We start from the raw sequence: 25,784 nt of genomic DNA, 5'->3' as shown, positions 1-25,784 counted from the left end.
AGGGCTCACTTATTGTTTAGCAGTAGAGGGAAGTGTATCGCTCAGCGTAGCGTGGTTTAAACGAAGCAGCACGGCGTAGCTTCCTGCCGCCACTGCCACGCCCACCAGTGGGGGAAGTAATGGGGAAAAGTAAGCCGCGCCTGCACCGATGGCATAGGCAGCTAAACCCCGGCGGTTGAAATCGGGCAGTGCCGCGGACGAAAGCGACGGGTAGCGGCCTTTATGCTTGAGCCAGAAGTCCGCCATGATCACCCCGCCCATGGGCGGTATAAAGGTGCCGAGTAGCACTAGGAAGGGAATGAGCAGGTTATACATGCCCCCCACCGCCAGCACGGTGCCAATCGCTGCACCGCCAACGGTGACCAAGCGGCGCTTTTCGGTGCGCAGTAAATTGCAGCCCGCCACGGCGAAGTTGTAGATGGTATTGTCCTGGGTCGTCCAGATATTCAGAAACAGCATCAGTACGGCGATGGTGACAAACCCCTGGGCGATCAATACATCCACGATATCAGCCTGCTGGTAAATCATGGTGCCCAGCGCGCCGGTCAGTACCATTAAGCCGTTACCTACAAAAAAAGCCGCCATGGTGGAGATGACGGCAATTTTTGGTGTCTTGGCGAAGCGGCTCCAGTTGGTCGCTTGGGTGCCCCCGCTAATAAAGGTGCCAATGATGACGGTAACCGCCGCTGCTACGCTCATGCTTTCTGTGGGCGTTTGCTGGCTCAGTCCCGCAAAACCGCGCACATCGACCAACCCGGTAAACAGGCTGATTAAGATAAACAGCATCATCGCGGGGACGGCAAAGCGCGAGAGCCAGTCCATGCCCTTGTAGCCGATCATGGCGGTGACGCAGAAGCCAAACCCAAAGAGCACCATTAAGGGGATTTCCAGCCACTCAGGCATCCCTGTGGTGCGTACTAACACCAGAGCAATCGTGGCGGTGCCCCAGGCGTACCAGCCGATCTGGGTAAAACCGAGAATAAAGTCAGAGAGCTTGCTGCCTTTTTCGCCGAAGCAGAAGCGTCCCATCAGCACCGAATTGAGCCCGCTTTTACAAGCAATATAGGCGAGGGCTGCCGCATACATTCCCAGCAGGAGGTTGCCAATCACTATGATCCATAGCAGTTGGCCAATCGGAAAGGCTTGGCCTAACGTGCCGCCCGCCCACATGGTGGCGGTGAAAAACGTAAATCCAAGCAGCACTGCCGAGGTAGAAAGCAGGCCCTTGCGGGCGCTGGTAGGGACTTCACTGAGGGGGTAGTCAGAATGGTGCATGGTAAGCTCCAGGTAATATTATCCTGTTGATATAAGCAACCCGCGTGCCAAGTCATACTCAATGTTTCACGGCTTATTTTCCACCAATAAACCACGCATTAACGTTTCCACGATGCCGCTGCTCTCATCCGCCAGAGAATGCTGCTGGGTATCCTGCAGCCAGTCGAAACAGACGCCAATCAAAAAGCCATGAAATTGGCGTCGGGCGCTGGCTGGGGTTAGGTCAGCGCGTAAAGTGCCCGCTACCTGGGCCTGTTCGAACAATTGCTCTACTCGTGCCTCGGCATGCTCAGAGAGTCGAGTGATCATACAAATCCGCGGGTGTTCCTCTTCCAGTTTCTCGCAGCGGTGCAGCACGATGGTGGCTGCCCTCTGCAGAGGCAGGTCGTGAGAAATGGCTGCCAGCGAGCGTAGAGCAATCTCGCGTAAACAGTCTGCCGGTGCTGAACCTAGACGCGCCACCACCTCATCGACAATTTCATCCAGAGGGACACGCACACGTTCCAAGAGTGCATCGAACAATGCGGCTTTGTCTTCAAAGTGCCAATAAATGGCCCCACGTGTCACACCTGCTGCCTGGGCGATGTGCGCCAAGGTGGTACGCGAAACGCCTTGGGCTAAAAAGGTGGTCTCTGCCGCGTCCAGAATGGTTTCTCGGGTACGTTCGGCGTCGGCCTTACGACGGGACATAGCGGCTCCTATTAATAAAATTAAGAAACCTCTGATTAACTATTGCGCTCGACCATACGGCGTTAAAAATCGCCTCAAAATGCTCATTTACAACCCGTAAACTCCGCTTTTTCGTTGATTTTTGCCTTGTCTGGCCTTCGCTCATTACGTTAATCAGAGGCTCCTTAGCGGTATTTTGGCAGTGATGAATAGCAAAGTCGCCGGTTGGTGATTATTATACACTTCACTGACATTCATGAATGTCAGTGAAGTGACTATATTACTCAATGTATGTTCTGAATGCAGGGTTGAAAATTCGCACTGTCCGCCATCAAGGAGCCAATCGTGCCCGTTACTCTTCTCCGTTCGCTGCCCGTCATACTGGCCCTACTCGTGCTAACGGGCTGCGAGCAACCTCAGGCGCAGTCGACTGACGCCACACGGCCAGTAAAGTTGATGACATTACAGTCAGCAAATGCCGCGGCCTTGCGGCAGTTTCCGGCGCGGGTGGAAGCCTCCACCCGCAGCAATTTGTCATTTCGTATGGCCGGGGAGTTATTGGAGCTCAATGTGAGCCCCGGCCAACGGGTGAGCGAAGGCGAGGTGATTGCGCGGATTGATGATCGTAATGTGCAAAGCGAGCTGGACAGCGCCCGTTCGCGCTTGGAGCTAGCCGAGGCAACGCTAGAACGCATGCGCTATACCCTGCAGCGTGGGGCGGTCAGCCAATCCCAATTTGATGAGTCGGAAAGTGAGTGGCGGGCCGCCCGGGCCACCTTCGAACAGGCCCAAGAGCAGGTCGAGCATACCAAGCTACGCGCCCCTTACGATGGTGTGATTGCCCAAGTCCCGGTGGATAACCGCCAGATAGTCCAGGTTCAGGAAACGGTCGCGGTGATACAGCAGCCAGGGCGGTTAGATGTGGTGTTTCATCTGCCAGAGCAGATAGTGCAGCGCATACCGCGAAGTAATGGAACGCCCTTCGGAGACGCGTTGGCGTTTGAAGTGCGCTTTGGCAATAGCGATAAACCCTATCTCGCCCAGCTAGCCTCTTACACCACCCAGGCCAGCGCGCAGAGTTTGGCGTATGAAGTCACCCTAACGCTGCCCCAGCCGGACGATATCACCCTTTTAGACGGCATGAGTGCCAATGTGCGGCTCGATTTGAGCTCGCTGCAAACCGAGAATAGCGTCCCGCTGTGGCTGCTGCCCGCTGACGCGGTGAGCTATGCCGGTGATGATCCCGACCAGGCCCAGGTATGGCGATTCGTTGAGCCAGAAAACGTTGAAGCGGTTCCGGTTGAGGTTGGTCGGCTGACCTCAAACGGCCTGGAAGTCAGCGGAGACTTGGCCGCGGGGGATCGCGTTGTGGCGGCCGGAGCCCACCGTTTAACCGTGGACACCAAGGTGACCCCGTGGGAAAAAGAGCAGGGGCTTTAAAATGGTCGACTACTTTCTACGCCATCGAGCGGCCAGCTATTTAATGACCGTGGTGCTGCTGGCGGGCGGCGCGCTGTCTTTTTTAGGCATGGGTCAACTGGAGTTTCCCGAATTTACCATCCGCAATGCGCTGATTACCACGCAGTACCCAGGCGCGACGCCTGAAGAGGTAGAGCAGGAAGTCACTTCGACCCTGGAAGAGTCTATCCAGGCGATGTCATCGATCAAACGGGTTAGCTCGGTGAGCTCCGATGGCCTATCGCAGATCACCGTTGAGCTCGAAAGTACGGTGCAGAACGAGGAGTTGGAGCAATTATGGGATTCGCTGCGCCGTAAAGTACAGGATGCCCAAGCCGCGCTTCCGCCGGGAGCGAGTCAATCCCGCGTAAATGATGACTTTGGCGATGTATTTGGTTTTATGGTCAACCTGACGGGCGACGGCTATAGCATGCCGGATCTGGCTGACCATGCTGATTTTCTCAAGCGCGAGCTCGCTTTGGTGAAGGGCGTCGCGAAGGTGTCGCTAAGCGGTGAGCACGAAGAGCGCATCTATATCGAAGTTGATCGCGAACGCCTGCGCGCACTGAATATTCCGTTAACACGATTACAGCAACTGCTTGAGACCCAAAATGCAGTGGCAGACTCAGGGCATCTTAAACAGGATGGCCGCCGTTTTCGTATCACCCCCACGGGCAGCGCGGCAGATATTGAAGCTCTGCGCGCCCTGATTGTCAGTGAGGGCGATGGCGAGCTGGTGCGGCTGAGCGATATTGCTGATGTGAGCCGCGAGCTTGCGGAACAGCCCCAGCAGCTTTACCGCGATATGGGCAGGCCGGCGATCTCGTTGGGCGTCTCCTTTGAAAGTGGGGTGAACGTTGTCGAGGTAGGAGAACGGCTACAGCAGCGTCTGGATGCACTGCAAACACGCACGCCACTGGGTATGGAGCTGAACGTCGTTTACAACCAGCCCCAGGTGGTTGACGACGCTGTATCCGGCTTCCTGGTCAGCTTGATCCAGGCGGTGGCCATTGTCATCGTGGTGCTGATGCTGTTTATGGGCTGGCGCAGCGGTCTGCTAATGGGCTTTATTCTGCTGATCACCATTATCGGCACCTTTATGCTGATGCGCTTCCACGGTTTGCAGTTGGAGAAAATCTCGCTGGGAGCGCTGATTATTGCCCTGGGAATGCTGGTAGATAACGCCATTGTGGTTACTGAAGGCATGCTGGTGGGGTTAAAGCGCGGCAGCACGATTCGCGATTCTGCGCACCAAGTGATTCGCCAAAACGCCTGGCCGTTGCTGGCGGCCACGCTGATCGCGATTGCCGCCTTTGCGCCCATCGGCTTATCGCCAGACACCACCGGTGAGTTTATCGGCTCGCTATTCTTCGTGCTGCTGTACTCACTGCTGCTGAGCTGGATCACGGCGCTGACGTTAACGCCCTTCTACTTCAAGCTGTTTTTCCGCAATGTGGCCCCCGGCGATGGACAGGAAGACCCCTACAAAGGCGTGGTTTATCGTTTTGTAGGCCGTGTCATTATCACCGGTATTCGCTGGCGCTGGTTAACCTTGGCGCTGATGGCGGTGATATTAGCAGGCGCGGTGGTCGGCTTTGGTTCGGTTAAAAATGCCTTCTTTCCGGCCTCTAATACGCCGATCTTTTTTGTCGATTATCGCACGCCGGAAGGCACTGATATCCTCGAAACTCAACGCCGCGTAAGCGAGCTTGAAAAGAGCGTGATGGAGATGGACGGCGTTCGCCACCTGACAACCACAGTGGGCGGCGGGGCGCAGCGCTTTACCCTCACCTATTCACCGGAAGACCGCTACGCAAGCTATGCGCAGTTGATTGTCGAAACCGACGATAAAGCGACGCAACACGACCGCATGGCTGACGTAGAGCAAGTGTTGGAGCGCGACCATAGCGATATCGACTATAAAATCGCCCCGTTGGAGGTCGGCCCTGCGCCTAAAGCCAAGCTAGAGGCACGCTTCTACGGCAGCGACCCGGCGGTACTTCGCCAGTTGGGCGATCAAGTTGAGGCCATGTTCCGCGATACCCCGAACATGACCAGCGTGCGCACCAGTTGGCGTAACCGCGTGCAGGCGATTGAGCCCGTTTTTCTTGAAGATACTGCACGTAGGCTGGGTGTGACCCGTGAAGACCTGGCCAGCACCCTGGCGCTGAGTACCAGTGGCAGCCAAGTGGGCATTTACCGCGACGGCAGCGACCTGATTCCGATAGTGGCGCGAGCAATTCCCGAACAGCGTCACGATGTGGATAACCTAGGCTCGCTTAACGTCTGGAGCGGAGAGCAAAACCGCTATATCACCGCCGATCAAGTCATCGGCGATATCACCACACAGGTGGCGGATCCGCTGATTATGCGTCGCAATCGCGAACGCATGCTGGCGGTGTACGGTGAGCCGGATCCGCTAAGCGGGGTGACAGCAGCCAGCGTATTGGCCGACATTCGCCCGAGGGTGGAAGCCTTGGATCTACCGGCAGGTTACCGGTTGGAGTGGGGTGGTGAGTTTGAGACCGCTGGTGAAGCGCAGAGTGGTTTATTTGCCTCACTGCCGCTGGGCATAGTGATGATGTTTATTCTCACTGTAGTGCTGTTCAATAATTTCCGCCAACCGCTGGCTATTTGGTCGCTGGTACCGCTAACGATTATTGGCGTAGTGGGCGCGTTGTTGATTACCGGGATGCCCTTCTCGTTTATGGCGCTGCTGGGCACGCTGAGCTTGATCGGTATGGTCATCAAAAATGCCATCGTATTGGTGGAAGAGATAAACGTGCAACTGCCGCTGCACCAAGACCGCTACCATGCGGTAGTGCGAGCAGCCGTCAGTCGCGTGCGTCCGGTCGCCATGGCTGCGTTAACCACCATGTTAGGCATGATCCCCCTAATTAGCGATGCCTTCTTCGCCAGCATGGCGGTCGCGCTGATCGGCGGCTTGGGTGTCGCCACGCTGTTAACTCTGATAGTGCTGCCGGTGGTTTATTGCGTACTGTACCGGATCAAGGTTCACGCCGACTCATAACCCTGCCAGGGTCTTATGCCCTCCGCTGCCCTCGTCGCTTCGGCCACTGGGGCAGCGCTTTTTCTTCTCTTCACGATCCTGCTTCACGACTTAACGCCGTTATTTCATTCTTCTCTAGGCGCGATAGTGCCCCCGGCGTGATGAAGCGGCAGTGCCAAAAATATATTAGTAAATCATGGAATAAGTACCGTTATAGTTCAAACTCATATGATTGAATATTATTCGATAACATAGATTAAGTTTAATATTTTGTTCATAGATTAACGGTCTCTGGTTATTGACTGATTAAAAAGAGTTGGGTGTTTAAATAAGTTTGGGTTTTTGCTAAAGTGAAACTTATCTTGGCCGATAAAGTTTTGCGCGCAAGATAAAAGATTGTTCTTATAATCCAAGCCATCGGTCAGTCTGCTGCTAGGTTATCAAGATCATCTAAAGCGAATATACCTAGCCAGGAGCAGTACCGCACCATGAACCGTCTACTCAGCAATGTGTCCGTCAAGATGGGGTTAACCCTCGTTCTTGCTGTCTTTTCGTTATTAATTATCGTTATCGCCTTTCTTGGTTATCGAGCTGGCGAAGAGGGTAGCTCTTCGCTTAGAGAAGTCGACCGTGCGGCGGATCAAATGCGCGCGGTTAACCAAGGCCAGTTATCGGTAGCAAACGCACAGCTTTTTTATGTAAACAGTTTTGTCGCGAGTTATGAAGGCGATGCTCGTTCGGCCCGTCAATACTTGGCAGAGGCCCAGGACATGCAGGAAAGTGCACGAGATCATTTTGACCAATTTGAGTCGATCGCGGTGCCGGCGCCCCGTGTAGACACCTTGATAGCAAGCTTCGACCGCTTGACCGAACAGGGGCTTATGCCCCAGGAAGCGGCGCTGGCTGCCGGGGACGAGGACGCTTTTCGCAACGCAAGAGAATCGGCCAGTGATTTGAATCAGCGGTTCATCGAGGCGAGCAGGGCTTACAACGATTATATGGCGGATCAAAACAAGCTTATGGTCACCGATTATGAAAGTGACATGCAGCTGATTGGCTATATCGATATCGCCGTACTGTTATTTGCAGCATTGATGGTTATATTTGTGCGTATCGCCATGGTGGGCTCTATCGTTAAGCCGCTAGACGAGGCAGTCGCTCACTTTGAGCGTATTGCCAAAAACGATCTTTCAGGCCAAGTCAGTGAGCGTGGCAGTAACGAAATTGGCAAACTGTTTAGCGCCATGCAGCATATGCAAAGCAATTTATCTAAAACAGTCTCCGAAGTACGCGATGGCAGCGGCTCGATTCATATCGGTGCACGCGAAATAGCCAGTGGCAATGCGGATCTATCCTCGCGTACCGAGCAGCAGGCATCATCGTTGCAGGAAACCGCTGCTAGCATGGAGCAGTTAACCGCTACTGTTAAACAGAATGCCGATAATGCCCGCCAGGCCAGCCAGTTGGCGAACGATGCTTCAAGCACCGCAAGCAACGGTGGCGAAGTCGTTGAGCAAGTCATTACCACCATGCACGGTATCTCTAGCAGCTCGCAGAAAGTAGCGGATATTATTACCGTTATCGACTCTATCGCCTTCCAGACCAATATCTTGGCACTCAATGCCTCGGTGGAAGCGGCGCGCGCAGGCGAGCAAGGCCGGGGCTTTGCGGTGGTGGCCAGCGAAGTACGTAACTTAGCCAGCCGCAGTGCCGATGCGGCCAAAGAGATCAAGGCATTGATCGAAGCGTCGTCCAGCCAGGTGAAAGAGGGCTCAGCATTAGTCGAAAGCGCCGGTGCGACGATGCGGGATGTGGTCTCCTCGGTGCGCCGGGTGACCGATATTATGGATGAGATCTCCGCGGCCTCGCAGGAGCAGAGTTCGGGCATTGAGCAGGTCAATCAAGCGGTTGCCCAGATGGATGAAGTGACTCAGCAGAACGCGGCCCTGGTTCAGCAGGCTTCGTCAGCGGCCAGCTCGTTGGAAGAGCAGGCGGCGCGGCTTGAAAGCGTTGTTTCAGCCTTTCGTTTAGCTGATGGGGAGAGCCGTACACAACACGCCCCACTTGCCTCGCCACAGCGCTCATCTCAACATTTATCTCAACAACAGCCCGCGCTGATGCGGCCTGCGCCACGCAGCCAAGCGAGCAGCAAAACCACGGCTAGCACTGAAGATGATTGGGAAGCCTTTTAAGCTAACTTTCGCGTCATGTAGGTTTCTCGCTATTTAGGCTGCATTACCCCCTCATTAAGAGGGGGTAATGGTTTCGTGAGCGCTTAGTTACCTGACGAGTTTAGCGCGGCAGCGACTTCTTCAACCTGTAGCGCCAGACTCTGCAGGCCGCCACCGGAGAGGTACCACAGCGCGGGGGTTAGCATAACAACCTGCGCTTTCTCAGCACCCGCATCTAAGAGCGTTTTCGCTAAGGCATCTGCATCGGCAGGCTCATCGCCAATCGCGGCGCTGCGATCAACTACCAGCAAGACCTCTGGATCAATTTCGCTAATCGCCTCAGGTGAAAGCGGGGTAAAGGTACGGGTACCGCGGGTTTCAGATGTCACGCTAGCAGGCATCTCAACGGTAGCTACACCCAGCACGTCGTGAACGACCGGGTGCTGATTCAACATCAGGTTACCGCCGTTGTGGGTTACCACCAGCGTGCTAGGAGCGTTGCTTAGCGCTTCGCGCTGGGTCTCAATCTCGGCGTGCAGTATTCCCAGCGCCTCTTCAGCTTTGCCTTCCACCGCTAAACGACTCGCCAGTTCGCGTATGTTGGCGTCAAAAGCAGTCAGGTAGTCGTCACCCTGAAGGCTGGTGTTGAGCAGCGGAGCGATCTCGCTAAGTTCCTCTTCCCACTCACCCTGGCGTCCGGTGTAGAGAATGAGGCTAGGCTCGCTTTCGCCAAGGGCATCCATATCCGGTGAGCGTAGGCCGCCGATATTGGTGACGTCATCGGCTGCATACTGCTCAAGATAGTCAGGCAGGCTGGCTTTCGGTACACCCACGACCTGCTCTTTTAAACCGAGTGCATCCAGCGTATCCAGGCTGCCTAAATCGAAGGTGGCGATTCGTTGGTCGGCGCTCGCAGTAGCGCTGGCAGCCGCTAAGAGCATAGCGGTGGTAGTGATAGCGAACTTCATTGAACTTCCTTTTATGAGAAAATATTCTATATGCGATATTTTCTCATGTTCTCAGGAATGCTGTCTCTTGTCGCTATTAGGTGAGGGAACAGTATGTTGCAGAAAACGCGACCGCCCTCATAAGCTGAGGGCGGAGGGTAGTGTCTTGAGGAAATTAATAGACGGCTTTAAGAAGCGACCCGGAAAGGATTGCGTGGGTCGTTATCCCAGGCCAGGAAGGGTTGGCCGGTCTCTTGGGGCACCATGGTGATGCAGTTCTCCACTGGGCAGGTGATCTGGCAAAGGTTACAGCCTACGCACTCCTCTTCAATCACTTCATAGCGGCGAGCGCCGTCCTGTTCGGTGAGCTTGGCAATCGACTGGTGGGAGGTGTCCTCGCAGGCGATATAGCAGCGGCCGCACTCGATGCACAGATCCTGATCGATCTTGGCGATGGTCTTGAAGTTGATATCCAGGTGTTTCCAGTCAGTGGTCTGCGGTATCGCCTTTCGGGAGAACGCCTCGATCGAGTCGTAGCCTTTTTCCGCCATCCAGCGGGAAAGCCCGTCTTTCATCTCCTCCACAATACGAAAGCCGTTGAGCATCGCCGCGGTACATACCTGCACGCTGCCCGCGCCTAGGGCGATAAATTCCGCCGCATCCCGCCAGGTGGAAATACCGCCAATACCAGAGATTGGCAGCGTGGGCGTCGCCGGGTCGCGGGCAATTTCTGCCACCATGTTCATCGCGATAGGTTTCACGGCGCTGCCGCAGTAGCCGCCGTGGGTGCTCTGGTGGCCCACGGTGGGCTTAGCAACCATATTGTCCAGGTCGATGCTGGTGATCGAATTGATGGTATTGATCAGCGATACCGCATCGGCGCCGCCCCTCAGTGCTGCCTGAGCCCCCACGCGAATATCGGTGATATTGGGCGTGAGTTTTACAATTACTGGTTTTGAATAATGCTTCTTGCACCAGTAGGTGACTTTTTCGATCAGGTCGGGGTTTTGACCCACCGCCGCGCCCATGCCGCGTTCCGGCATGCCGTGGGGGCAGCCCAGGTTTAGCTCGATGCCGTCCGCGCCGGTGGCTTCTACTAAGGGAAGAATATAAGCCCAGGCTTCCTCGTTGCAGGGCACCATGATGGAGACGATCAGCGCGCGATCAGGCCAATCCTTCTTCACCTGGGTGATCTCTTTGAGGTTGATTTCCAGCGAGCGGTCGGTAATCAGCTCGATATTGTTAAAACCGATGACCTCACGATTTTTGCCGTAATGGGCCGAGTAGCGTGAGGAGACATTCACCGCAGGTGGCTCTTCACCAAGGGTTTTCCATACTACGCCGCCCCAGCCAGCTTCATAGGCGCGTACCACGTTGTAGGCTTTATCGGTAGGCGGGGCGGAGGCTAACCAGAAGGGGTTAGGGGCTTTGATGCCGGCAAAGTTCACCGATAGGTCAACGCCGTTAACGATACTGTCGCCGCTGTTTTTCTGGCCTGGAAAAGAGAGGGTGTTGAAAGGCGTCGTGTTCATGCGGCCTCCTGCTTAGCGGCGAGTGCTTGATGAATGGCGTGGGCCGCCAGCTTGCCGTGCTGCACGGCTTGTACGGTGAGATCTTGGCCGGGTTTTACACAGTCGCCGCCAGCGTACACATTGGGCAGTGAGGTTTGGAACATCTCGTTAACGTGAATGCGTTCTCCGTCCCGATCAAGCTCAGCCGCGGTGGCATCGCTTAGGCTCGCGCCTTCGAACCCTTGGCCTATCGCGGTGAAAACAGCGTCGGCGGTGATTTCAAAGGTTTCTCCGCTAGGGGCTAAGCGGCCCCCTTGATCATGGGTTTTGGCAAAGCGCATGCCGGCTACTCGGCCCTGATCGTTGAGCAAAATTTCGTCGGGCTGGGCCCAGGTCACCATTCGCACGCCGTTGGCTTTGGCGATCTCTTGCTCATGTTCGGTGGCGGACATGGCTTCAACACCACGGCGGTAGACCAGCGTTACTTCGCTTGCCCCTAAGCGAGCCATTTGCGTTGCCATATCAATGGCAGTATTGCCCGCACCAATCACGATACAGCGCTTGGCCACGGCCAAACTGCTTAGGTCATTGGTTTGGCGGAGAACCTTGATGTAGTCCACCGCAGGCATCAGGCCGGGGGCTTGCTCCCCGGTTAAACCAAGAGCACGGCTGGCGCCCAGGCCCAAACCGAGAAACACGCTGTCGTACTGCTTGCGAAGCGTAGCAAGCTCCAGGTTTTCGCCCAGACGCTGGCCGTACTGGATCTCGATGCCGCCGATCTCAAGCAGGAATTCCACTTCCTTGCGGGCAAAATCATCGGTCATTTTGTAGCGGGCGATGCCGTATTCGTTCAGCCCGCCGGGCTTTTGCTCAGCTTCGAAAATCGTTACCTGGTGGCCCAGCATCGCCAGGCGGTGAGCGCAGGAGAGCCCCGCGGGCCCAGCGCCGACGACGGCAATATGGCGGCCTGTGCTGGCGGCGCGTTTAAACGGGTGGCTCTCGAACTGCATGTTATCGGTGGCGTGGCGCTGTAATAGGCCTATCAGTACTGGCTGACACTCGGCATCGTGGTTACGCACGCAGCTGCGTTCACAGAGAATTTCGGTAGGGCACACCCGGGCGCAGCTGCCACCTAGGATATTGGCTTCCAGAATGGTTTCCGCCGCGCCGTTGATATTGTTCTCGCTGATTTGGCGAATAAAGCTAGGAATATCAATATCCGACGGGCAAGCCTCCACACAGGGCGCATCAAAGCAGTAAAGGCAGCGCTGGCTTTCGATCATCGCCTGGCGCGGAGTTAACGGTGGGTGTAGATCGCTAAAATTGCTGTCCAGCGTATGCGGGTCGTAGGTGCCGACCTCTTTTGCGCTGGGTAGATGGTTCAGTTGGCTAGTCACGGTAGAGCCTCCGCTGTTTTATAGAAACAACAGTTATTAAGCGCCGGTTATCGTTTAACGGCGACGGGGGCGTTAAGCTCGGCACGCTTGGCCAGCAGCTCGAAGACGCCGGGGTAGGCGGGGCGTTCTAAATAGCGGCCCGCACCGCGCTCGGCGCGCAGCTCGCCATCCCGCCACACCCACTTGCCCTTGCTGATAGTGTGACGGGCAATGCCGCGCACCGTTTTGCCCTCGAAAATGTTGAAATCGACGTTCTGGTGGTGAGTTTTGGCGGAAATCGTGCGGGTTCCGTTTGGATCCCAGACCACGATATCCGCATCGGAACCCACTTGAATTGCCCCTTTGCGGGGGTAGAGGTTGAATATCTTGGCGGTGTTGGTGGAGGTCACGGCGACGAACTCCTGAGGCGAGAGCTTGCCGGTGTTAACGCCTTCATCCCATAGCACGGCGAGGCGATCTTCCACGCCAGCGGTGCCGTTGGGAATCTTGGTAAAATCATCTTTACCGGCAGCTTTCTGCTCTTCGCAGAAGCAGCAGTGGTCGGTAGCGGTAGTCTGTAGATTGCCTGACTGCAGGCCGTGCCACAGGGCTTCCTGATGGCCTTTAGGGCGGAAGGGTGGACTCATTACGTGGGCCGCGGCGGTTGCCCAGTCGGGATGCTGATAGACACTGTCGTCAATGACCAAATGGCCCGCTAAGCACTCGCCAAATACTGGGTGGCCCTGCTGGCGGGCGTAGGCGATCTCATCCACCGCGTCTTTAGTGGAAACATGTACCAGATACACCGGTGCCCCCAGGGTAGTGGCAATGCGAATAGCTCGGCTGGCCGCTTCGCCTTCGACCTGGGGCGGGCGGGAAAGCGGGTGGGCTTCTGGCCCGGTGATGCCCTGAGCCAACAGCTTCTGCTGCATGTGATACACCAGCTCGCCGTTTTCAGCGTGTACTGTCGGCACCGCGCCCAGTTCCAGACAGCGAGAAAAGCTCTCCACCAGAATGTCATCGGTGGCCATAATCGCGCCTTTGTAGGCCATAAAGTGCTTGAAGCTATTGACCCCGTGCTCCCGCACTAGCGTGCCCATCTCCTCTTTGACGCTCTCATCCCACCAGGTAATCGCCACGTGGAAGGCAAAGTCGGTGGCGGCTTTTTTCGCCCATCCCTGCCAGGTTTCAAAGGCTTCTAGCAGTGATTGGCCGGGGCTGGGAATCACAAAATCGATAATCGTCGTGGTGCCGCCTGCCATGGCCGCGGCGGTGCCAGTGTAAAAATCTTCGCTGGCGACGGCCCCCATAAAAGGCATCTGCATATGGGTATGGGGGTCAATGCCTCCAGGCATCACCAGTTGATCGCTGGCATCGACAATATCACACCCTTCAGGGACATCTAGATCGGTGCCAATCGCATGGATTTTACCGTCAACACACAGCACGTCAGCGCGGTAAGTGTCAGCGTGGGTGACCACGGTGCCGCCCTTGATTAATAAGCTCATGGTTTACTCCTTGGGAAATTAATTAACAGGGCTTATTCGCCGTCGGTGAGGCGGGTATAGGTTTCCGGGCGACGGTCGCGGAAGAACTGCCAGTTGTTGCGCACCTCCCGCACCATGTCCAAATCGATCTCGTGTACCAGCAGCTCGTCTTCGCTTTCGCTGGCCTGGGCTTCGATTTTGCCGCGGGGGTTAACGATGTAGCTGGAGCCGTAGAAGTCGCCGATGTTCCAGGGGGCCTCGGTGCCAACCCGGTTGATCGCAGCAATAAAGCAGCCGTTGGCGGCGGCGGAGGCGGGCTGTTCTAGTTCCCACAGGTATTGGGAAAGACCCGCCACGGTGGCGGAGGGGTTGAAAATCACCTCCGCGCCGTTAAGAGCAAGCGCCCGCCAGCCTTCTGGGAAGTGACGGTCGTAGCAGATATACACGCCGATTTTGCCGTAGGCAGTATCGAACACTGGCCAGCCGGATTTTCCCGGTTTGAAGAAGAATTTTTCCCAAAAACCAGCCACTTGAGGGATGTGGGTTTTGTGGTATTTGCCCAGGTAGCTACCGTCGGCATCGAACACCGCGGCGGTGTTGTAGTAAACGCCGGTCTCGGTCTCTTCATAGACCGGTACGATAATCACCATACGGTGCTCAGCCGCGAGTTTCTGCATCATTTGGCAGGTGGGGCCTTCTGGCACCCGCTCGGCGGCGGCGTACCACTTGCCGTCCTGGCTAGGGCAAAAGTAGGGCTGATTAAACACTTCCTGGAAGCAAAGCACCTGCACGCCCTGATCAGCCGCTTGCTGAATCATTGGCAGATGTGCCTCGTTCATGGCGTCGCGGATAGCTTCTGGTTCAAGATCGGTGCTGGTTTTCAGGCCCATCTGAATCAACCCGATTTTCATCTTCTGCATGAGACGCTCCCTCTGATTGTTGATATGTAGCGTATGTTTGTAGTGTTCTCAAAACTAGTTTTATAAAGCTGACGAAAGAGACAGCTTTTGTTGAAAGTAGCGCTGGGTGGGTGGTTTTAGCAAGTCTTTAGAGGAGATTTGTTAATTTGTGTTTAACTCTTTGAGTTTGCTTGTTTTTATTGTTCTATTTGGCGCTGTTCACTTTTTTGGTGAACCTCTGCACTATTTTGGAAGAAATTTTTATTTATTTTAAATCAGATGGTTAGTGTGTTTTTAATGTCTGTGTTTAGATTTTTGTTGTTTAAAGTTGGTGCAAATATTTTTTTTGATCTAGCTTGGTTTAGTTGGTTTTTGTTTGAGGTAGGGGAAATATAAAGATAAAAAGCTAACAATAATATTGTTGTCCTGAAAGGCAGCTTTTTAATCAATGAGTTAATTGACCTGCTTTTTCAAGTAGGCATGCTTATTGCTTGTTTTCTAAAAGCTATGGTTTTTAAGAACGATGGTTTTGAAAAACAATGCTTTCTAAAAGCCATGATTTCTAAGCGCCTTTTTGAAAAGCTCCACTGGCCGTGGGAGCTAGACAGCGCAATAACGCAATGCTGAGGAGATAAAAAATGACCGAAACAACCTCTCAGATGGTGGATCGAGGTGGGCTGATAGAGCTTGATGTAGGGGACGATGTACGCAGCAGTTCTCGCTTTAATGAGGATATTGCGCCTACCCAGGCCAGCGAGCGCACCTGGAGTAAGTGGAATATTGCGGCACTCTGGGTAGGCATGTCGATCTGCGTGCCCACCTACACCCTAGGCGGGGTATTAACCGCCTACTTCGGGCTGAGCGTGGGGGAGGCGCTGTTTGCCATTCTGTTGGCCAACGTAATCGTGCTGATTCCTCTCACCTTAAATGCCTTTCCCGGTACTAAGTTTGGTATCCCCTTTCCGGTGGTTTTACGCTCGTCTTTCGGTATTTTAGGTTCCAACGTTCCCTGCCTGGTGCGCGCCTTAGTCGGCTGCGGCTGGTTTGGTATTCAAACCATGTTTGGTGGTTTAGCCATTCATCTGCTGCTCTCCGAGTTGATTCCCGCTTGGGCAGCGCTTGGCGGCGTAGGTGAAGTGATCGGCTTTTTTGTCTTCGGCGCGATGAATCTCTATGTGGTGATTCGTGGGGCAGAGTCGATTAAATGGTTGGAAACCCTGGCGGCGCCCCTGCTGCTAGCCGTTGGGTTTGGTCTGATGGTGTGGGCGTGGCCACATATGTCGATGACCGAACTACTGGCGCAGCCGCCGTCGCGGCCTGAAGGAGCGTCGGTTTATGGCTACTTCTTCGCGGGCTTAACCGCCATGGTGGGTTTTTGGGCTACGCTGTCGCTGAATATTCCCGATTTCAGCCGCTTTGCCAAAAGCCAAAAAGATCAAATCGTGGGTCAGGTGATTGGACTACCGCTAACGATGTTCTTCTTTGCCGCGCTGGGCGTGGTATTAACAGCGGCTTCCGAGACGCTGGTGGGCCAAACCGTTGCCGACCCGGTACGTTTGATTGGCTATATCGACAGCCCCTTCTGGGTGGTACTGGCGATGCTGTTGATCATTATTGCTACGATCTCCACCAATACGGCTTCTAACATAGTGTCGCCTACCAACGATTTTCAGAACATTGCCCCCAAGTTGATTAACCAGACGCGCGGCGTGCTAATGACCGGCGCGGTGGGCGTGCTACTGATGGGCTACGATCTGCTACAAAAAGCGGGCGTTATTCCGCCAGGTGTCTCTCTTGAGCAGATGTACTCCAACTGGTTGCTGGGTTACTCCAGTTTGCTGGGGCCCATCGCGGGCATTATGGCGGTGGATTATTTCCTGATTAAAAAGCAGCGCCTGGATGTGCCCAGCCTATATATGGATAGCCATGCCTATCCTGCTGTAAATGTCGCCGGTTTCATCGCCTTCGGTGTGCCCGTGGCGCTAACTTTACTATCGCTGTTAACAGGCACTATGAACTGGTTCTACGATTACGGCTGGTTCACCGGTTCGGCGCTGGGGGCCATCGTTTATTTTGTCGCCAGCCAAGTGCTGGCATCATCGCCTCAGGCGGGGCCTGCGCCAATAATGGCCAATGAGGCAGCCGAGCAGCGTTAAACAGTTGAAACCCGGCTTCGTGCCGGGTTCTCTATCCTAGCTGCTTTTGATTAAACGTAGAAACGCATCGACCACTCGGTTGGGGCGGCGATCATGTCGGGTGATCAGTACAAAGGGGATGCGGTAGTGCTGCGAGTTGGCGTGTAGCGCCCGCATCTTGCCCGCTGCCACCCACTGTGCTGCGACGTGTTCAGGCAGAAAACCGATAAAGCGCCCGGTAAGAATCAAAAAAGCAGCGCCTTCACGGTCGGATGCCGAGGCACGCAGGCTTAGCGCATCATGGGCCTGGCGGGCCTCAACCGGCAGCGGGTAGCGGGGCGAAATAGCCGAGTGTTGAGCGATATCTGCACAGCTAAGCGTATTATCATCCTCCGTAAACAGCGGATGGCCTGCCGCGCAGTAAAGATACGATGGCTCATCGTAAAGGTGCCGCGCTTCTAAACTGGTGGGCAGGTTCACTGCAGGTACTACGCCGACGTGCAAGTGGCCATCCATGACGCCCCGAATGACCGCGTCAGAAGGCTCCATATGAATATGCAGCGTTACCTCATGCTCCGGCGCGCTAAGTTCCGCCAGTGCATTGGTGACGTGCATGGCAGGTAGCGTCACTAGGTTGTCGGTAATGCCGATATTCAGCTCGCCTTTGATTGTTTGATGCAGGGCATTGACGTCGCTTTTAAATGTTTCAAGCGCAGTCAGTAGCGTCAACCCTGCCTGATAAATCTCTTTACCCTCCTCGGTTAAACTAAACCCGCCACGCCCCCGCTGGCAGAGCGAAAACCCCAGCCGCCCCTCCAAGTCGTTCATGTGCTGGCTAATCGCCGAACGACTGATACCCAGCGTAGTTTCAGCCGCGGTAAAGCCACCGCACTCAACGACTGTCTTGAAAATACGGATTAGCCGTATCTCGTAGTCACTCATTTGGCCCAGCGATGCCATAACAATTCCCTGGTAGATAGGCTGTCAATGCATAACATCACGCTTTTTAGGGCATTAACGGTGATAAAAACTGATATACATCCTAAAAGCGCCGCGGCACTATCGTATCAAGCCACGTGTCAGCGCGTGTTATGTATCGTTTTTGGTTACTTTTTACACTGTATCAGGTGCCATGCTGGGTTACCTGGATAAGGCTTCTATGCGATGTCCGCTACCTCCAATGATGTAAATGATGATGTTTTGAAAGCTACCAAGACTTACCGCCAACAGCGCCGCCATGTGATTGCGCTATATCTACTCGCACTGCTTGTCATGATGGTACTTTTTGGTTGGCTGTTGAGCGAACAGTATAAGCAAGAAATTGAGGCTGCTGAGTCACGTATTACCGCTCGTGCCAATGTGGTTGCTGAGTGGGCAAAAGGTGTATTTGCACAAAGTGGCCAGGCACTTTTTGGGCTAACAGAACTATTGGCGTTGCAAGGGATGACAGATAATGAACACGCGGATGAGCTTCAGCATTCCTTGGAAAACCTTACCCAATATATGCCTATGATTGACGAAATAGTCATTTTAGATAAGGAAGGGCGTGTGCTGGCGAGTGGCAGCGGAAGATGGAATGCTGACTTCAATATCAGTGATACGACTTTTTTTAACGCTTTTAAGGAAGGGAGTCGACAGGAAATAATTACGCCACTCAACTTGTCCAGAAGTGATCAACGCTACTACTTATATCATGGTAGGCGGTTCGATAGCTCTCAAGGTGATTTCGCCGGAGTGGTGATCTCTCGCATTGTTCCGCAAGTATTTGCCGACTCTCTTGAGCAGATGAGCGTCTACGACGGCGAGAGCATTGCCCTGGTAGACTCAAGTTTAAAATTTATTGCCCGGTATCCGATACCTGAAGAGCAACTTTCAATCGGCACGACTATAGATAGTCCTGAAACGGTTGAGTGGCTCACTCGTGGCGAGCCCACCTGGTCAATCAACTTTGACTCACCTATTGATGGCCGTAAGCGGCTGTTTCGCATGCTGAGAGTAGGCGAATATCCTATGCTGGCCGTGGTCGGCGTTGATCTTCACGAACTGCTTTCGGCATGGCGGCAGCGGACTTTGATTTTAACACTGGTAATGGCCGTCATTGCTTTACTGGGTGCTTGGGGCGCGCGTCACTACCTGAATCGTTTAGCGTTAGCGCATCAATTGCGACAGCGTATTGAGGAGCGCGAACAGGCCCGTGCGGAGGCGCAAATTGCCGCTGCTGCCTTCCAGACGCACTTAGGCATTCTCATCACCGATCCACAGGGCATCATACTCAAGGTTAATGAGACCTTCAGCCGCATTACCGGCTATAGCGAAGCCGAGATAGTGGGTAATAACCCGCGCATGTTCAGCTCTGGGCTACACAATGCCGCCTTTTACCGCCGTTTATGGAAGCGTGTTATCAAAACCGGTAATTGGGAAGGCGAGATTTGGAATCAGCGCAAAAACGGTGAGCTTTTCCCTGAGTGGCTAACCATTAGCGCGGTGTATAGCGTTGAGGGCACATTAACCCACTACGTGGCCACCATGAGTGATATCAGCGAGCGTAAAGCCGCTGAGCAGGAGATTCATCAGCTTGCGTTTTATGACACCTTAACCGGGTTGGCCAACCGACGGCTGTTTATGGATCGTATAGGGACTGCCCTGAAAGAGCTACAGCGCCATCAGCGTTGCGGGGCACTGCTATTTATCGATATCGATAACTTTAAGCAAATCAATGACACCCTTGGGCACTATGCGGGAGACCAGGTGTTACAGAGCGTTGCTCGGCGGATGGGCCAGATGCTGCGCGATACCGATACCTTAGCGCGGCTGGGGAGCGATGAGTTTGCGGTATTAATCGAAGGTGTGGATAGCCATCATGCCCAAACCGCTCAACTGGTGGAGCGTATCGCTTATAAATTGCTGGCGGCGCTTAACGAGCCGATCACTCTTGCCGAAGAGAGCATCAAGGTGACGGGGAGTATTGGTATTGCGATTATGGCGAGCAATGAGTACGGCGTTGATGACTATCTGCAGCAGGTCGACATGGCGCTCTTTCAAGCTAAGAGTAACGGCCGTCATGGGGTGTGCTTTTTTGATCCTTCCATGCAGGCAGCGCTATTGGCTCATGTAAAACTTGAAGCGGATCTGCGCCAAGCCCAGGCAAGTCAGCAGTGGCAGCTCTACTATCAGCCCCAGGTGGATCACCACGGTAGGATCACCGGCGTGGAAGCGTTACTGCGCTGGCAACATCCCGAACGAGGCATGGTCTCTCCGGGCGATTTTATTCCGCTGTTGGAAAGCAATGAGCTGATAAATGATGTGGGCGAATGGGTGTTAGAAGATGCCTGCTATCAATTAGCGCGTTGGGCGCAGCACCCGCAGCTAAGAAAATTGACCATTTCAGTGAATATCAGTCCGCTACAGTTTCGCGATGAGCACTTTTTGGCCCGCGTAGAGGGGGTGTTTGCGCGCACACAGGCGCCGCTTCAGCGGCTAAAACTGGAAGTGACCGAGTCGCTGTTTGTGGAAGCGCGAGATGACGCTAGGGATAAAATGCTTGCCCTTAAAGCGCGAGGCGTACGTTTCTCTCTGGATGATTTCGGCACTGGCTACTCGTCACTGGCTTATTTGGCGCAACTGCCGCTGGATCAGCTTAAAATCGACCAATCATTTGTGCAGCAGGTGCTCGAAAGCCAAGCCAACGCGGCGATTGTCGAGAGTACCATTGCCCTGGCAGAGAGCCTTAATCTAGAGGTCATTGCGGAAGGGGTAGAGACCAAAGCGCAGCAGGCGTGGTTACTGGCGCACGACTGTCACGCTTACCAAGGTTATCTGTTTGGGCGACCGGTCACAGCAGAAGCCATCGAGAGATTGATTACGGGCGCTTAACCCAGCGTCAGTAAGCGGAGTCGGCCTTCGATATCGAGAGCGGGGCTCGTATCAGGAAGGATAACCTCCAGCCGGGAGTCTTGCCGCCACGCGCTGCTTTCAACGCTGAGCGTACCATCGGCGCGGTTAAAGCGTTTCCAGCCGCTATCGGTATGAAACACGCCTTTAATGCGCGCCTCGCTGGGTAGCTCTCCCAAACAGGCGGCCAAGTTATCCAGATCGAAGCGCTCGCTTGGGTGCCAACGTAATCCCGTGCTGGTGTAGCCCAGCGAGGTGCCGATTTCACGTTGGGGCTTGCCGGGCGGGGGCGGAAAATCAAAAAAAGACCCGGCTAAGCTGGGTGTTGCGGACAGCTGCTGATGGTTTGCGGGCACGTTCATATCGTTTGCTTCTGCGTTTCCGCTTTGGGTCAGCAGCCCTATGGGTAGTTCACCTTGGGGAGCTTCCTGCACCCATTTGCGCGGCGGCCAGCGCTGCGCCACAAACGCATGAGCGGCGCCGAGCTGCTCGGGTGTGCTCTGGTCGAGCATAGTGAGTGCCACCGCATCGGCCATATCGAGCTGGTCGCGGAAGGTGTCGTGCTGTCGAGCGCGGGCGTCATCTAATCGGCGTGGGTCAAGAGTAGCAATAATATCGCGTACTTCGACCGCCTCAAGAAAGGCTTCCCCACGTAGTAGATCCAACAGACCAGCTGGGTGGCCAAGGCCTGAGGGCTCGATGATTACCCGGTCGGGCTTGCTGCGTGCGAGTAAATTCACCAGTGCCGCTTGCAGTACAAAGGCGAGCTGGCAACACAGGCAGCCGCCGGGAAGGCCTTTCACTACCACATCGTCACGGGCGTCAAACATCGCCTGGTCGATGCCGATCTGGCCAAACTCATTGACCAGGATGGCCCACTTTTCATCCACAGGCTTCTGCTCGATGAGGCTGTGGATAAGCGTGGTTTTGCCGCTGCCGAGAAAGCCGGTAATAATATGTACCGGCACTTTTGCGTTTGCTGTTTTTGCCACCCCTGCCAACGCTTAGCCCCCCGTCATATTCATAAAGCGTACCACCTGCACATCGCCATCGGTGGTGAAGTGATGTCGTTCCGGCTTAAGCGGCAGGGCGTTGATAATCGCCTCTTTCAGTGCCTGCATGTTGCCGGGGTGGTGGCGCAGCACAGCGCGCAGATCCACCGAGTGTTCGTTGCCTAGGCAAAGCAGCAAACGGCCTTCCACGGTTACACGCACCCGGTTACAGGTATCGCAAAAGTTGTGGCTATGGGGGGAAATAAATCCAACCCGGCTGTCGCTATCGGCCATTTTGAAGTAGCGCGATGGGCCGGGTGTGGTTTCGGTCGTGGGGATCAGCGGATAGCGCGTTTCGATCAATTCTTGAACGTCATCGCTGGAGTAGAAGGTTTCCGCCCGTGAGTGGTCGGAGACATCGCCCAGCGGCATCTCTTCGATAAAGCTAATATCGAGGTTTTCCTGGCGTGCAAAGGTGACCAGATCGATCACTTCGTCGTCGTTGCGACCTTTTAAGATTACCGCGTTGAGCTTAATGCGTTTAAAGCCCGCTTCCTGGGCAGCGTGAATGCCGTCGATGACTTTGGTCAAATCGCCGGTGCGGGTGAGCTGCTTGAAGCGCTCTGCATCCAGTGAATCCAGGCTAATGTTCAGCCGCCGCAGGCCGCTGGCGTAAAGCTGCTTGGCGTGCTTGCGTAGGCTGGCACCATTGGTGGTCATGGTGAAGTCGTTAAGACCTGGCATGGCGCCGATCTCGTCGACTAATTGCTCAATGCCGCGGCGTACCAGCGGTTCGCCGCCAGTCAGGCGGATTTTTTCCACGCCGAGTTCGGTGAAGGCGCGCGCCACCATGGCGATCTCTTCCAGCGTCAGCACCTGGGCGCGGGGTAGGAATGTCATCTCCTCGCTCATGCAGTATACGCAGCGAAAATCACAACGATCGGTGACCGAGATGCGCACGTAGCTAATGCGCCGACCAAAGTCGTCGATCAGTTGCTGGTCAGCGTCTGGCTGGACAGATCGCTGCTGATTAGCTTGAGGTTGTGCGGGTCGTTGCTCGGTCATAGCCATCCCGTTAGTGGTTGTATGCTGACTACCTCGCCTGGCTGGGCGCCTGCCTGGTCGTCGGCAAGTTCAATCAAACAATTAGCAGCCACCATCGAGGTTAAAATGCCCGAACCCTGGGCGCCGGTACTACGCACGAGTAACCGTCCTTCGCTATCAGTATGGTAAATGCCACGGATAAAATCAGTGCGCTTCAAGCGACTTTTTAAGGCGTCATCGGCTATAGCAGTAAGGCGACGGGGCGTTGATGTTGGCTGCCCACAAAGCCGATCCAGCAGCGGCGACACAAACTGTAGAAAGGTTACCATGACCGCCACCGGATTGCCGGGCAAGCCAATAAACGGCGTGCGCTTTTCACCCAGCCAGCCGCAAGCCATCGGGCGGCCAGGTCGCAGCGCTACCCGCCAGAAGGCTAGGCGGCCTAGCTGTTCCAGAGCCTCACGGGTAAAGTCAGCTTGGCCAACGGAAACGCCGCCGCTGGTGATCACCAAGTCGCTTTGCGCCGCAGCGTCTTCCAGAGCCGTTTTAATGGCGTTTAAATCATCCGGCAAAATGCCCAGGTCAATGACGTCGGCGCCGTGTTCGGCAAGCAAACCCATCAGGGTGAAGCGGTTGGCGTCGTAAATACCTGCTTTGGGCAGCGGCTCCCCGGGTGCAGCGACTTCATTGCCAGTGGAAAAAATCGCCACCCTTGGACGCTGGCACACTACAACGTCTGCGTAACCTAACGACGCTAAAAGCCCAAGGGCCGCCGCATCGAGCCGTGCACCTGCATGAAGGGCTGTGTCACCCATGGCAATATCCTCTCCGGCCTGGCGAACATGTTGGCCGTGTTTGAGGAGTTCTGGCGACTCGATGATCACATGGTTCGGGCGCTCATCTAACGGTTCGCGCAGCTGTTCACTCATCACCACGGTATCGGTGCCCGGCGGCAGCGGGGCGCCGGTGGTGATACGCACGCAGTGACCGGCAGGTACCAGTTCACTGCGATACTGCCCGGCCAGCACCTCACCGGCCAGCGGCCAGAGAGTTTGTTTGGCCCCAACCCCTTCTCTGGGCAGGGCTAGCGCTACGCCGTCCATGGCCGCGTTGGTATTTTGCGGCACGTTAATGGGGGCCTGAATGGCTGTGGCCAAGCGGCGGCCGTGAGCCTGCGCCAGCGGGATCTGTTCGCTGCCCAGCGGGCGTTCAATCAAGGTGGCGAGCGCTTGGCGCGCTTCGTCCACGCTGAGCATCTGCTCGCCAAGATCAAAGCAGGAGAGGGTCATTTCACCTCCTTGCTCGAAGAACCCATTAGTACTTTTTCCAGGTGTAGCTTCTCTTCCTCGGTATTAAGGTTAGCAAAGGCATCAGGGCAGTCCGACATATCAACCTTGCACCAGTTGTGGCGGGCGTACCAACGGTCGATCTTACGCTCGCCCACGGCCAGGGTGGCGGCCAAATCATCGGCCAGCGAAGTGCGCAGCAGCGCAACTACCGGGTGAAGCCGTTCGCCGTCAAAAGCCACGGCGATATCATGCTGACCAACGCCTTGCACCATGCGCGCCACTAAGTCGTCAGGCAGGGCGGGGGAGTCGCAGGGAGCGACCAGTAACCAGGGCGTTTTTGCCGCCCGTAGGCCGCTATAGATCCCCATCAGCGGGCCTTTAAAGCCGCCTTCGGCATCGTCCATTACAACATCCGCTATAACGCGATCGGCGAAAAAGCGGTAGGCGTCAGCATTGCGGTTGGCGTTAATCAGTAGCTCGGCCACCCGACCTTCAAGGCGCTTCACCACATGGCCGACGAGTGGCAGGCCCGCAAAAGGCTCCAGCCCTTTGTCACGGCCGCCCATTCGGCGCCCTTCGCCGCCCGCGAGAACCATGCCAGTGAGGTCGTGAGTGGGGATCATGAGCTTGCCTTTTTTGATGAGCGATATTCTTGCGATGAACGGGCATGGGATGGGCGCGGTGGAATAGCGTCCAGGGCTAAACGGTTTTGGGTGTTGATTGCTTGGAAATGGCGCCCTTTGGCGCGGGCGATTAGCATCACGCCAAAGCGTTCGGCCAGTTCGACGCCTTTCTGGGTGACACCTGAGCGAGAGACCAGCACGCTAATACCCATTTGCGCTACCTTCAATACCATCTCCGACGTTAGCCGTCCGGTGGTGTAAAAAATGTCCGCATTGGCGCTGTCGGCCTGTTGTAGCCATTGACGCCCGGCCAGGGTATCCACCGCGTTATGCCGTCCTACGTCTTCAACAAAGTCGAGCACGTCGGTTTGCTGGCACAGTGCGCAGCCATGAACTGCGCCAGCGCTGCGGTAGGTCTCGTTATAGGCGTTAAGGTTTTGCAGCAACTGATAAAGCGTGGATTGTGCCAATTGAGTATCGGGCAGCGCCGTGAGAGCGGTTTGGTCGAGCAGTTTACCAAATACCGTGCCCTGGCCGCAGCCGGTGGTGACCGTACGAGTGCTTAAACGTGCTTCTAAATCCTCGGGCAGGTGGCGGGTAATCACGACCGCCGCTTCTACCTCCCAATCGACTTGTACGGCTTCTAAGTCAGCCGCGGCGTTCAGCAGCCCCTGATTACGCAAATAGCCGACCACCAGAGCCTCCGGGTCGTCACCCAAGGTCATCAAAGTGACAATTTCACGCTTGTTGAGGTAGACGGTCAACGCTCTTTCAGCGGCAATCGCCTGCTGGCGCGAATCGCCATACTCATCCACGATGCTGATCTCGGTGGTGGCCGGTAAGCGGGCTCGGCTTAACTGAAGGGCGTGCATCCGCAATCCTCGCTGCTGAATATGAAAGCATCTGACCCTGATAAAATACCTGAGTAAAAAGGTCAGAGTTGACGATGATGGCGCTGGAGAGGCTTACTTGTCTACCTGTTCAACTGCTATCCGTTCAAAGTCTAG

The 25,784-nt window shown here is 55.2% G+C and carries 18 protein-coding genes; 5 read left to right on the top strand and 13 right to left on the bottom strand.

Annotation, left to right across the window (positions count from 1 at the left end; all coding sequences use genetic code 11):
* Positions 1 to 9: 9 nt before the first annotated feature.
* Together codB and SR894_RS18165 are read right to left on the bottom strand one after the other, a co-directional pair.
* A complete protein-coding gene (codB, locus tag SR894_RS18170; RefSeq protein ID WP_223289118.1) occupies positions 10 to 1,275 on the bottom strand; it encodes a cytosine permease in 1,266 nt (421 codons plus the stop codon).
* Between the two features lie 66 nt (positions 1,276 to 1,341).
* Positions 1,342 to 1,965 carry a TetR family transcriptional regulator gene (locus SR894_RS18165; protein ID WP_133731385.1) on the bottom strand — a complete coding sequence of 208 codons (624 nt, stop codon included), beginning with the start codon at positions 1,963 to 1,965 and terminating at the stop codon, positions 1,342 to 1,344.
* A gap of 324 nt (positions 1,966 to 2,289) precedes the next feature.
* Between SR894_RS18165 and SR894_RS18160 the strand changes: the two genes are divergently transcribed.
* The 3 genes from SR894_RS18160 to SR894_RS18150 all read left to right on the top strand — a co-directional run bounded on the left by SR894_RS18160 (position 2,290) and on the right by SR894_RS18150 (position 8,604).
* On the top strand, positions 2,290 to 3,384 hold the full coding sequence (locus SR894_RS18160; RefSeq protein ID WP_223289117.1) for an efflux RND transporter periplasmic adaptor subunit: 1,095 nt from the start codon (positions 2,290 to 2,292) through the stop codon (positions 3,382 to 3,384).
* Between the two features lies 1 nt (position 3,385).
* Positions 3,386 to 6,433, top strand: a complete 3,048-nt coding sequence (locus tag SR894_RS18155; protein ID WP_223289116.1) for an efflux RND transporter permease subunit — start codon at positions 3,386 to 3,388, stop codon at positions 6,431 to 6,433.
* 467 nt (positions 6,434 to 6,900) lie between these two features.
* Positions 6,901 to 8,604: a methyl-accepting chemotaxis protein gene (locus SR894_RS18150; RefSeq protein ID WP_223289115.1), complete on the top strand. Its 1,704-nt coding sequence runs from the start codon at positions 6,901 to 6,903 to the stop codon at positions 8,602 to 8,604.
* Positions 8,605 to 8,687: 83 nt separating this feature from the next.
* On the opposite strand, the gene SR894_RS18145 is transcribed toward SR894_RS18150, so the two are convergent.
* The 5 genes from SR894_RS18145 to SR894_RS18125 all read right to left on the bottom strand — a co-directional run bounded on the left by SR894_RS18145 (position 8,688) and on the right by SR894_RS18125 (position 14,824).
* Entirely contained in the window at positions 8,688 to 9,551 is an 864-nt protein-coding gene (locus SR894_RS18145) for an ABC transporter substrate-binding protein (RefSeq protein ID WP_133731381.1), read from the bottom strand.
* 167 nt (positions 9,552 to 9,718) lie between these two features.
* The gene (preA, locus tag SR894_RS18140) at positions 9,719 to 11,062 is read right to left on the bottom strand and encodes an NAD-dependent dihydropyrimidine dehydrogenase subunit PreA (RefSeq protein ID WP_223289114.1); all 1,344 of its coding nucleotides are present in this window, start codon (positions 11,060 to 11,062) and stop codon (positions 9,719 to 9,721) included.
* Complete coding sequence (locus tag SR894_RS18135) at positions 11,059 to 12,438, bottom strand: NAD(P)-dependent oxidoreductase (protein ID WP_223289113.1); 1,380 nt, start codon at positions 12,436 to 12,438, stop codon at positions 11,059 to 11,061. The genes preA and SR894_RS18135 overlap by 4 nt, the downstream gene beginning before the upstream one ends.
* A gap of 47 nt (positions 12,439 to 12,485) precedes the next feature.
* Positions 12,486 to 13,925 (bottom strand): dihydropyrimidinase, encoded by a 1,440-nt coding sequence (hydA, locus tag SR894_RS18130; RefSeq protein ID WP_223289112.1) that lies wholly within the window; start codon positions 13,923 to 13,925, stop codon positions 12,486 to 12,488.
* 32 nt (positions 13,926 to 13,957) lie between these two features.
* Entirely contained in the window at positions 13,958 to 14,824 is an 867-nt protein-coding gene (locus tag SR894_RS18125) for a nitrilase-related carbon-nitrogen hydrolase (RefSeq protein WP_223289111.1), read from the bottom strand.
* 617 nt (positions 14,825 to 15,441) lie between these two features.
* Here SR894_RS18125 and SR894_RS18120 point away from each other — a divergent pair.
* Positions 15,442 to 16,959 carry an NCS1 family nucleobase:cation symporter-1 gene (locus tag SR894_RS18120; protein WP_133731376.1) on the top strand — a complete coding sequence of 506 codons (1,518 nt, stop codon included), beginning with the start codon at positions 15,442 to 15,444 and terminating at the stop codon, positions 16,957 to 16,959.
* A gap of 36 nt (positions 16,960 to 16,995) precedes the next feature.
* Here SR894_RS18120 and SR894_RS18115 read toward each other — a convergent pair whose 3' ends face one another.
* Positions 16,996 to 17,898 carry a LysR family transcriptional regulator gene (locus tag SR894_RS18115; protein WP_133731375.1) on the bottom strand — a complete coding sequence of 301 codons (903 nt, stop codon included), beginning with the start codon at positions 17,896 to 17,898 and terminating at the stop codon, positions 16,996 to 16,998.
* A 204-nt stretch (positions 17,899 to 18,102) separates the two neighbouring features.
* Between SR894_RS18115 and SR894_RS18110 the strand changes: the two genes are divergently transcribed.
* The gene (locus SR894_RS18110; protein WP_223289110.1) at positions 18,103 to 20,811 is read left to right on the top strand and encodes a bifunctional diguanylate cyclase/phosphodiesterase; all 2,709 of its coding nucleotides are present in this window, start codon (positions 18,103 to 18,105) and stop codon (positions 20,809 to 20,811) included.
* Here the strand turns inward: SR894_RS18110 and SR894_RS18105 are convergent.
* Genes SR894_RS18105 through SR894_RS18085 form a run of 5 tightly spaced genes read right to left on the bottom strand, consistent with a single transcriptional unit; the run spans position 20,808 to position 25,649 of the window.
* Complete coding sequence (locus tag SR894_RS18105; protein ID WP_290280914.1) at positions 20,808 to 21,797, bottom strand: CobW family GTP-binding protein; 990 nt, start codon at positions 21,795 to 21,797, stop codon at positions 20,808 to 20,810. The genes SR894_RS18110 and SR894_RS18105 overlap by 4 nt on opposite strands.
* Before the next feature lie 36 nt (positions 21,798 to 21,833).
* Positions 21,834 to 22,886, bottom strand: a complete 1,053-nt coding sequence (moaA, locus tag SR894_RS18100) for a GTP 3',8-cyclase MoaA (RefSeq protein ID WP_244286522.1) — start codon at positions 22,884 to 22,886, stop codon at positions 21,834 to 21,836.
* A complete protein-coding gene (gene moeA, locus SR894_RS18095) occupies positions 22,883 to 24,154 on the bottom strand; it encodes a molybdopterin molybdotransferase MoeA (RefSeq protein WP_133731372.1) in 1,272 nt (423 codons plus the stop codon). The genes moaA and moeA overlap by 4 nt, the downstream gene beginning before the upstream one ends.
* Positions 24,151 to 24,777 carry a molybdenum cofactor guanylyltransferase MobA gene (gene mobA / locus SR894_RS18090; RefSeq protein ID WP_133731371.1) on the bottom strand — a complete coding sequence of 209 codons (627 nt, stop codon included), beginning with the start codon at positions 24,775 to 24,777 and terminating at the stop codon, positions 24,151 to 24,153. Before mobA ends, moeA begins: the two co-directional genes overlap by 4 nt.
* Positions 24,774 to 25,649 carry a formate dehydrogenase accessory sulfurtransferase FdhD gene (locus tag SR894_RS18085; protein WP_133731370.1) on the bottom strand — a complete coding sequence of 292 codons (876 nt, stop codon included), beginning with the start codon at positions 25,647 to 25,649 and terminating at the stop codon, positions 24,774 to 24,776. Before SR894_RS18085 ends, mobA begins: the two co-directional genes overlap by 4 nt.
* Positions 25,650 to 25,784 lie beyond the last annotated feature (135 nt).

This window comes from Vreelandella neptunia (assembly GCF_034479615.1).
Taxonomy (GTDB): domain Bacteria; phylum Pseudomonadota; class Gammaproteobacteria; order Pseudomonadales; family Halomonadaceae; genus Vreelandella; species Vreelandella neptunia.
Note: the sequence above shows the minus strand (reverse complement) of the source record. Positions and strands in the feature narration are given on the sequence as shown.

Excerpts from the sequence above, each read along its gene's own strand:
- codB (WP_223289118.1), bottom strand. The coding sequence starts at position 1,275 with ATGCACCATTCTGACTACCCCCTCAGTGAAGTCCCTACCAGCGCCCGC.
- SR894_RS18165 (WP_133731385.1), bottom strand. The coding sequence starts at position 1,965 with ATGTCCCGTCGTAAGGCCGACGCCGAACGTACCCGAGAAACCATTCTG.
- SR894_RS18155 (WP_223289116.1), top strand. The coding sequence starts at position 3,386 with ATGGTCGACTACTTTCTACGCCATCGAGCGGCCAGCTATTTAATGACC.
- SR894_RS18150 (WP_223289115.1), top strand. The coding sequence starts at position 6,901 with ATGAACCGTCTACTCAGCAATGTGTCCGTCAAGATGGGGTTAACCCTC.
- SR894_RS18145 (WP_133731381.1), bottom strand. The coding sequence starts at position 9,551 with ATGAAGTTCGCTATCACTACCACCGCTATGCTCTTAGCGGCTGCCAGC.
- preA (WP_223289114.1), bottom strand. The coding sequence starts at position 11,062 with ATGAACACGACGCCTTTCAACACCCTCTCTTTTCCAGGCCAGAAAAAC.
- hydA (WP_223289112.1), bottom strand. The coding sequence starts at position 13,925 with ATGAGCTTATTAATCAAGGGCGGCACCGTGGTCACCCACGCTGACACT.
- SR894_RS18125 (WP_223289111.1), bottom strand. The coding sequence starts at position 14,824 with ATGCAGAAGATGAAAATCGGGTTGATTCAGATGGGCCTGAAAACCAGC.
- SR894_RS18120 (WP_133731376.1), top strand. The coding sequence starts at position 15,442 with ATGACCGAAACAACCTCTCAGATGGTGGATCGAGGTGGGCTGATAGAG.
- SR894_RS18115 (WP_133731375.1), bottom strand. The coding sequence starts at position 17,898 with ATGGCATCGCTGGGCCAAATGAGTGACTACGAGATACGGCTAATCCGT.
- SR894_RS18110 (WP_223289110.1), top strand. The coding sequence starts at position 18,103 with ATGTCCGCTACCTCCAATGATGTAAATGATGATGTTTTGAAAGCTACC.
- moaA (WP_244286522.1), bottom strand. The coding sequence starts at position 22,886 with ATGACCGAGCAACGACCCGCACAACCTCAAGCTAATCAGCAGCGATCT.
- moeA (WP_133731372.1), bottom strand. The coding sequence starts at position 24,154 with ATGACCCTCTCCTGCTTTGATCTTGGCGAGCAGATGCTCAGCGTGGAC.
- mobA (WP_133731371.1), bottom strand. The coding sequence starts at position 24,777 with ATGATCCCCACTCACGACCTCACTGGCATGGTTCTCGCGGGCGGCGAA.
- SR894_RS18085 (WP_133731370.1), bottom strand. The coding sequence starts at position 25,649 with ATGCACGCCCTTCAGTTAAGCCGAGCCCGCTTACCGGCCACCACCGAG.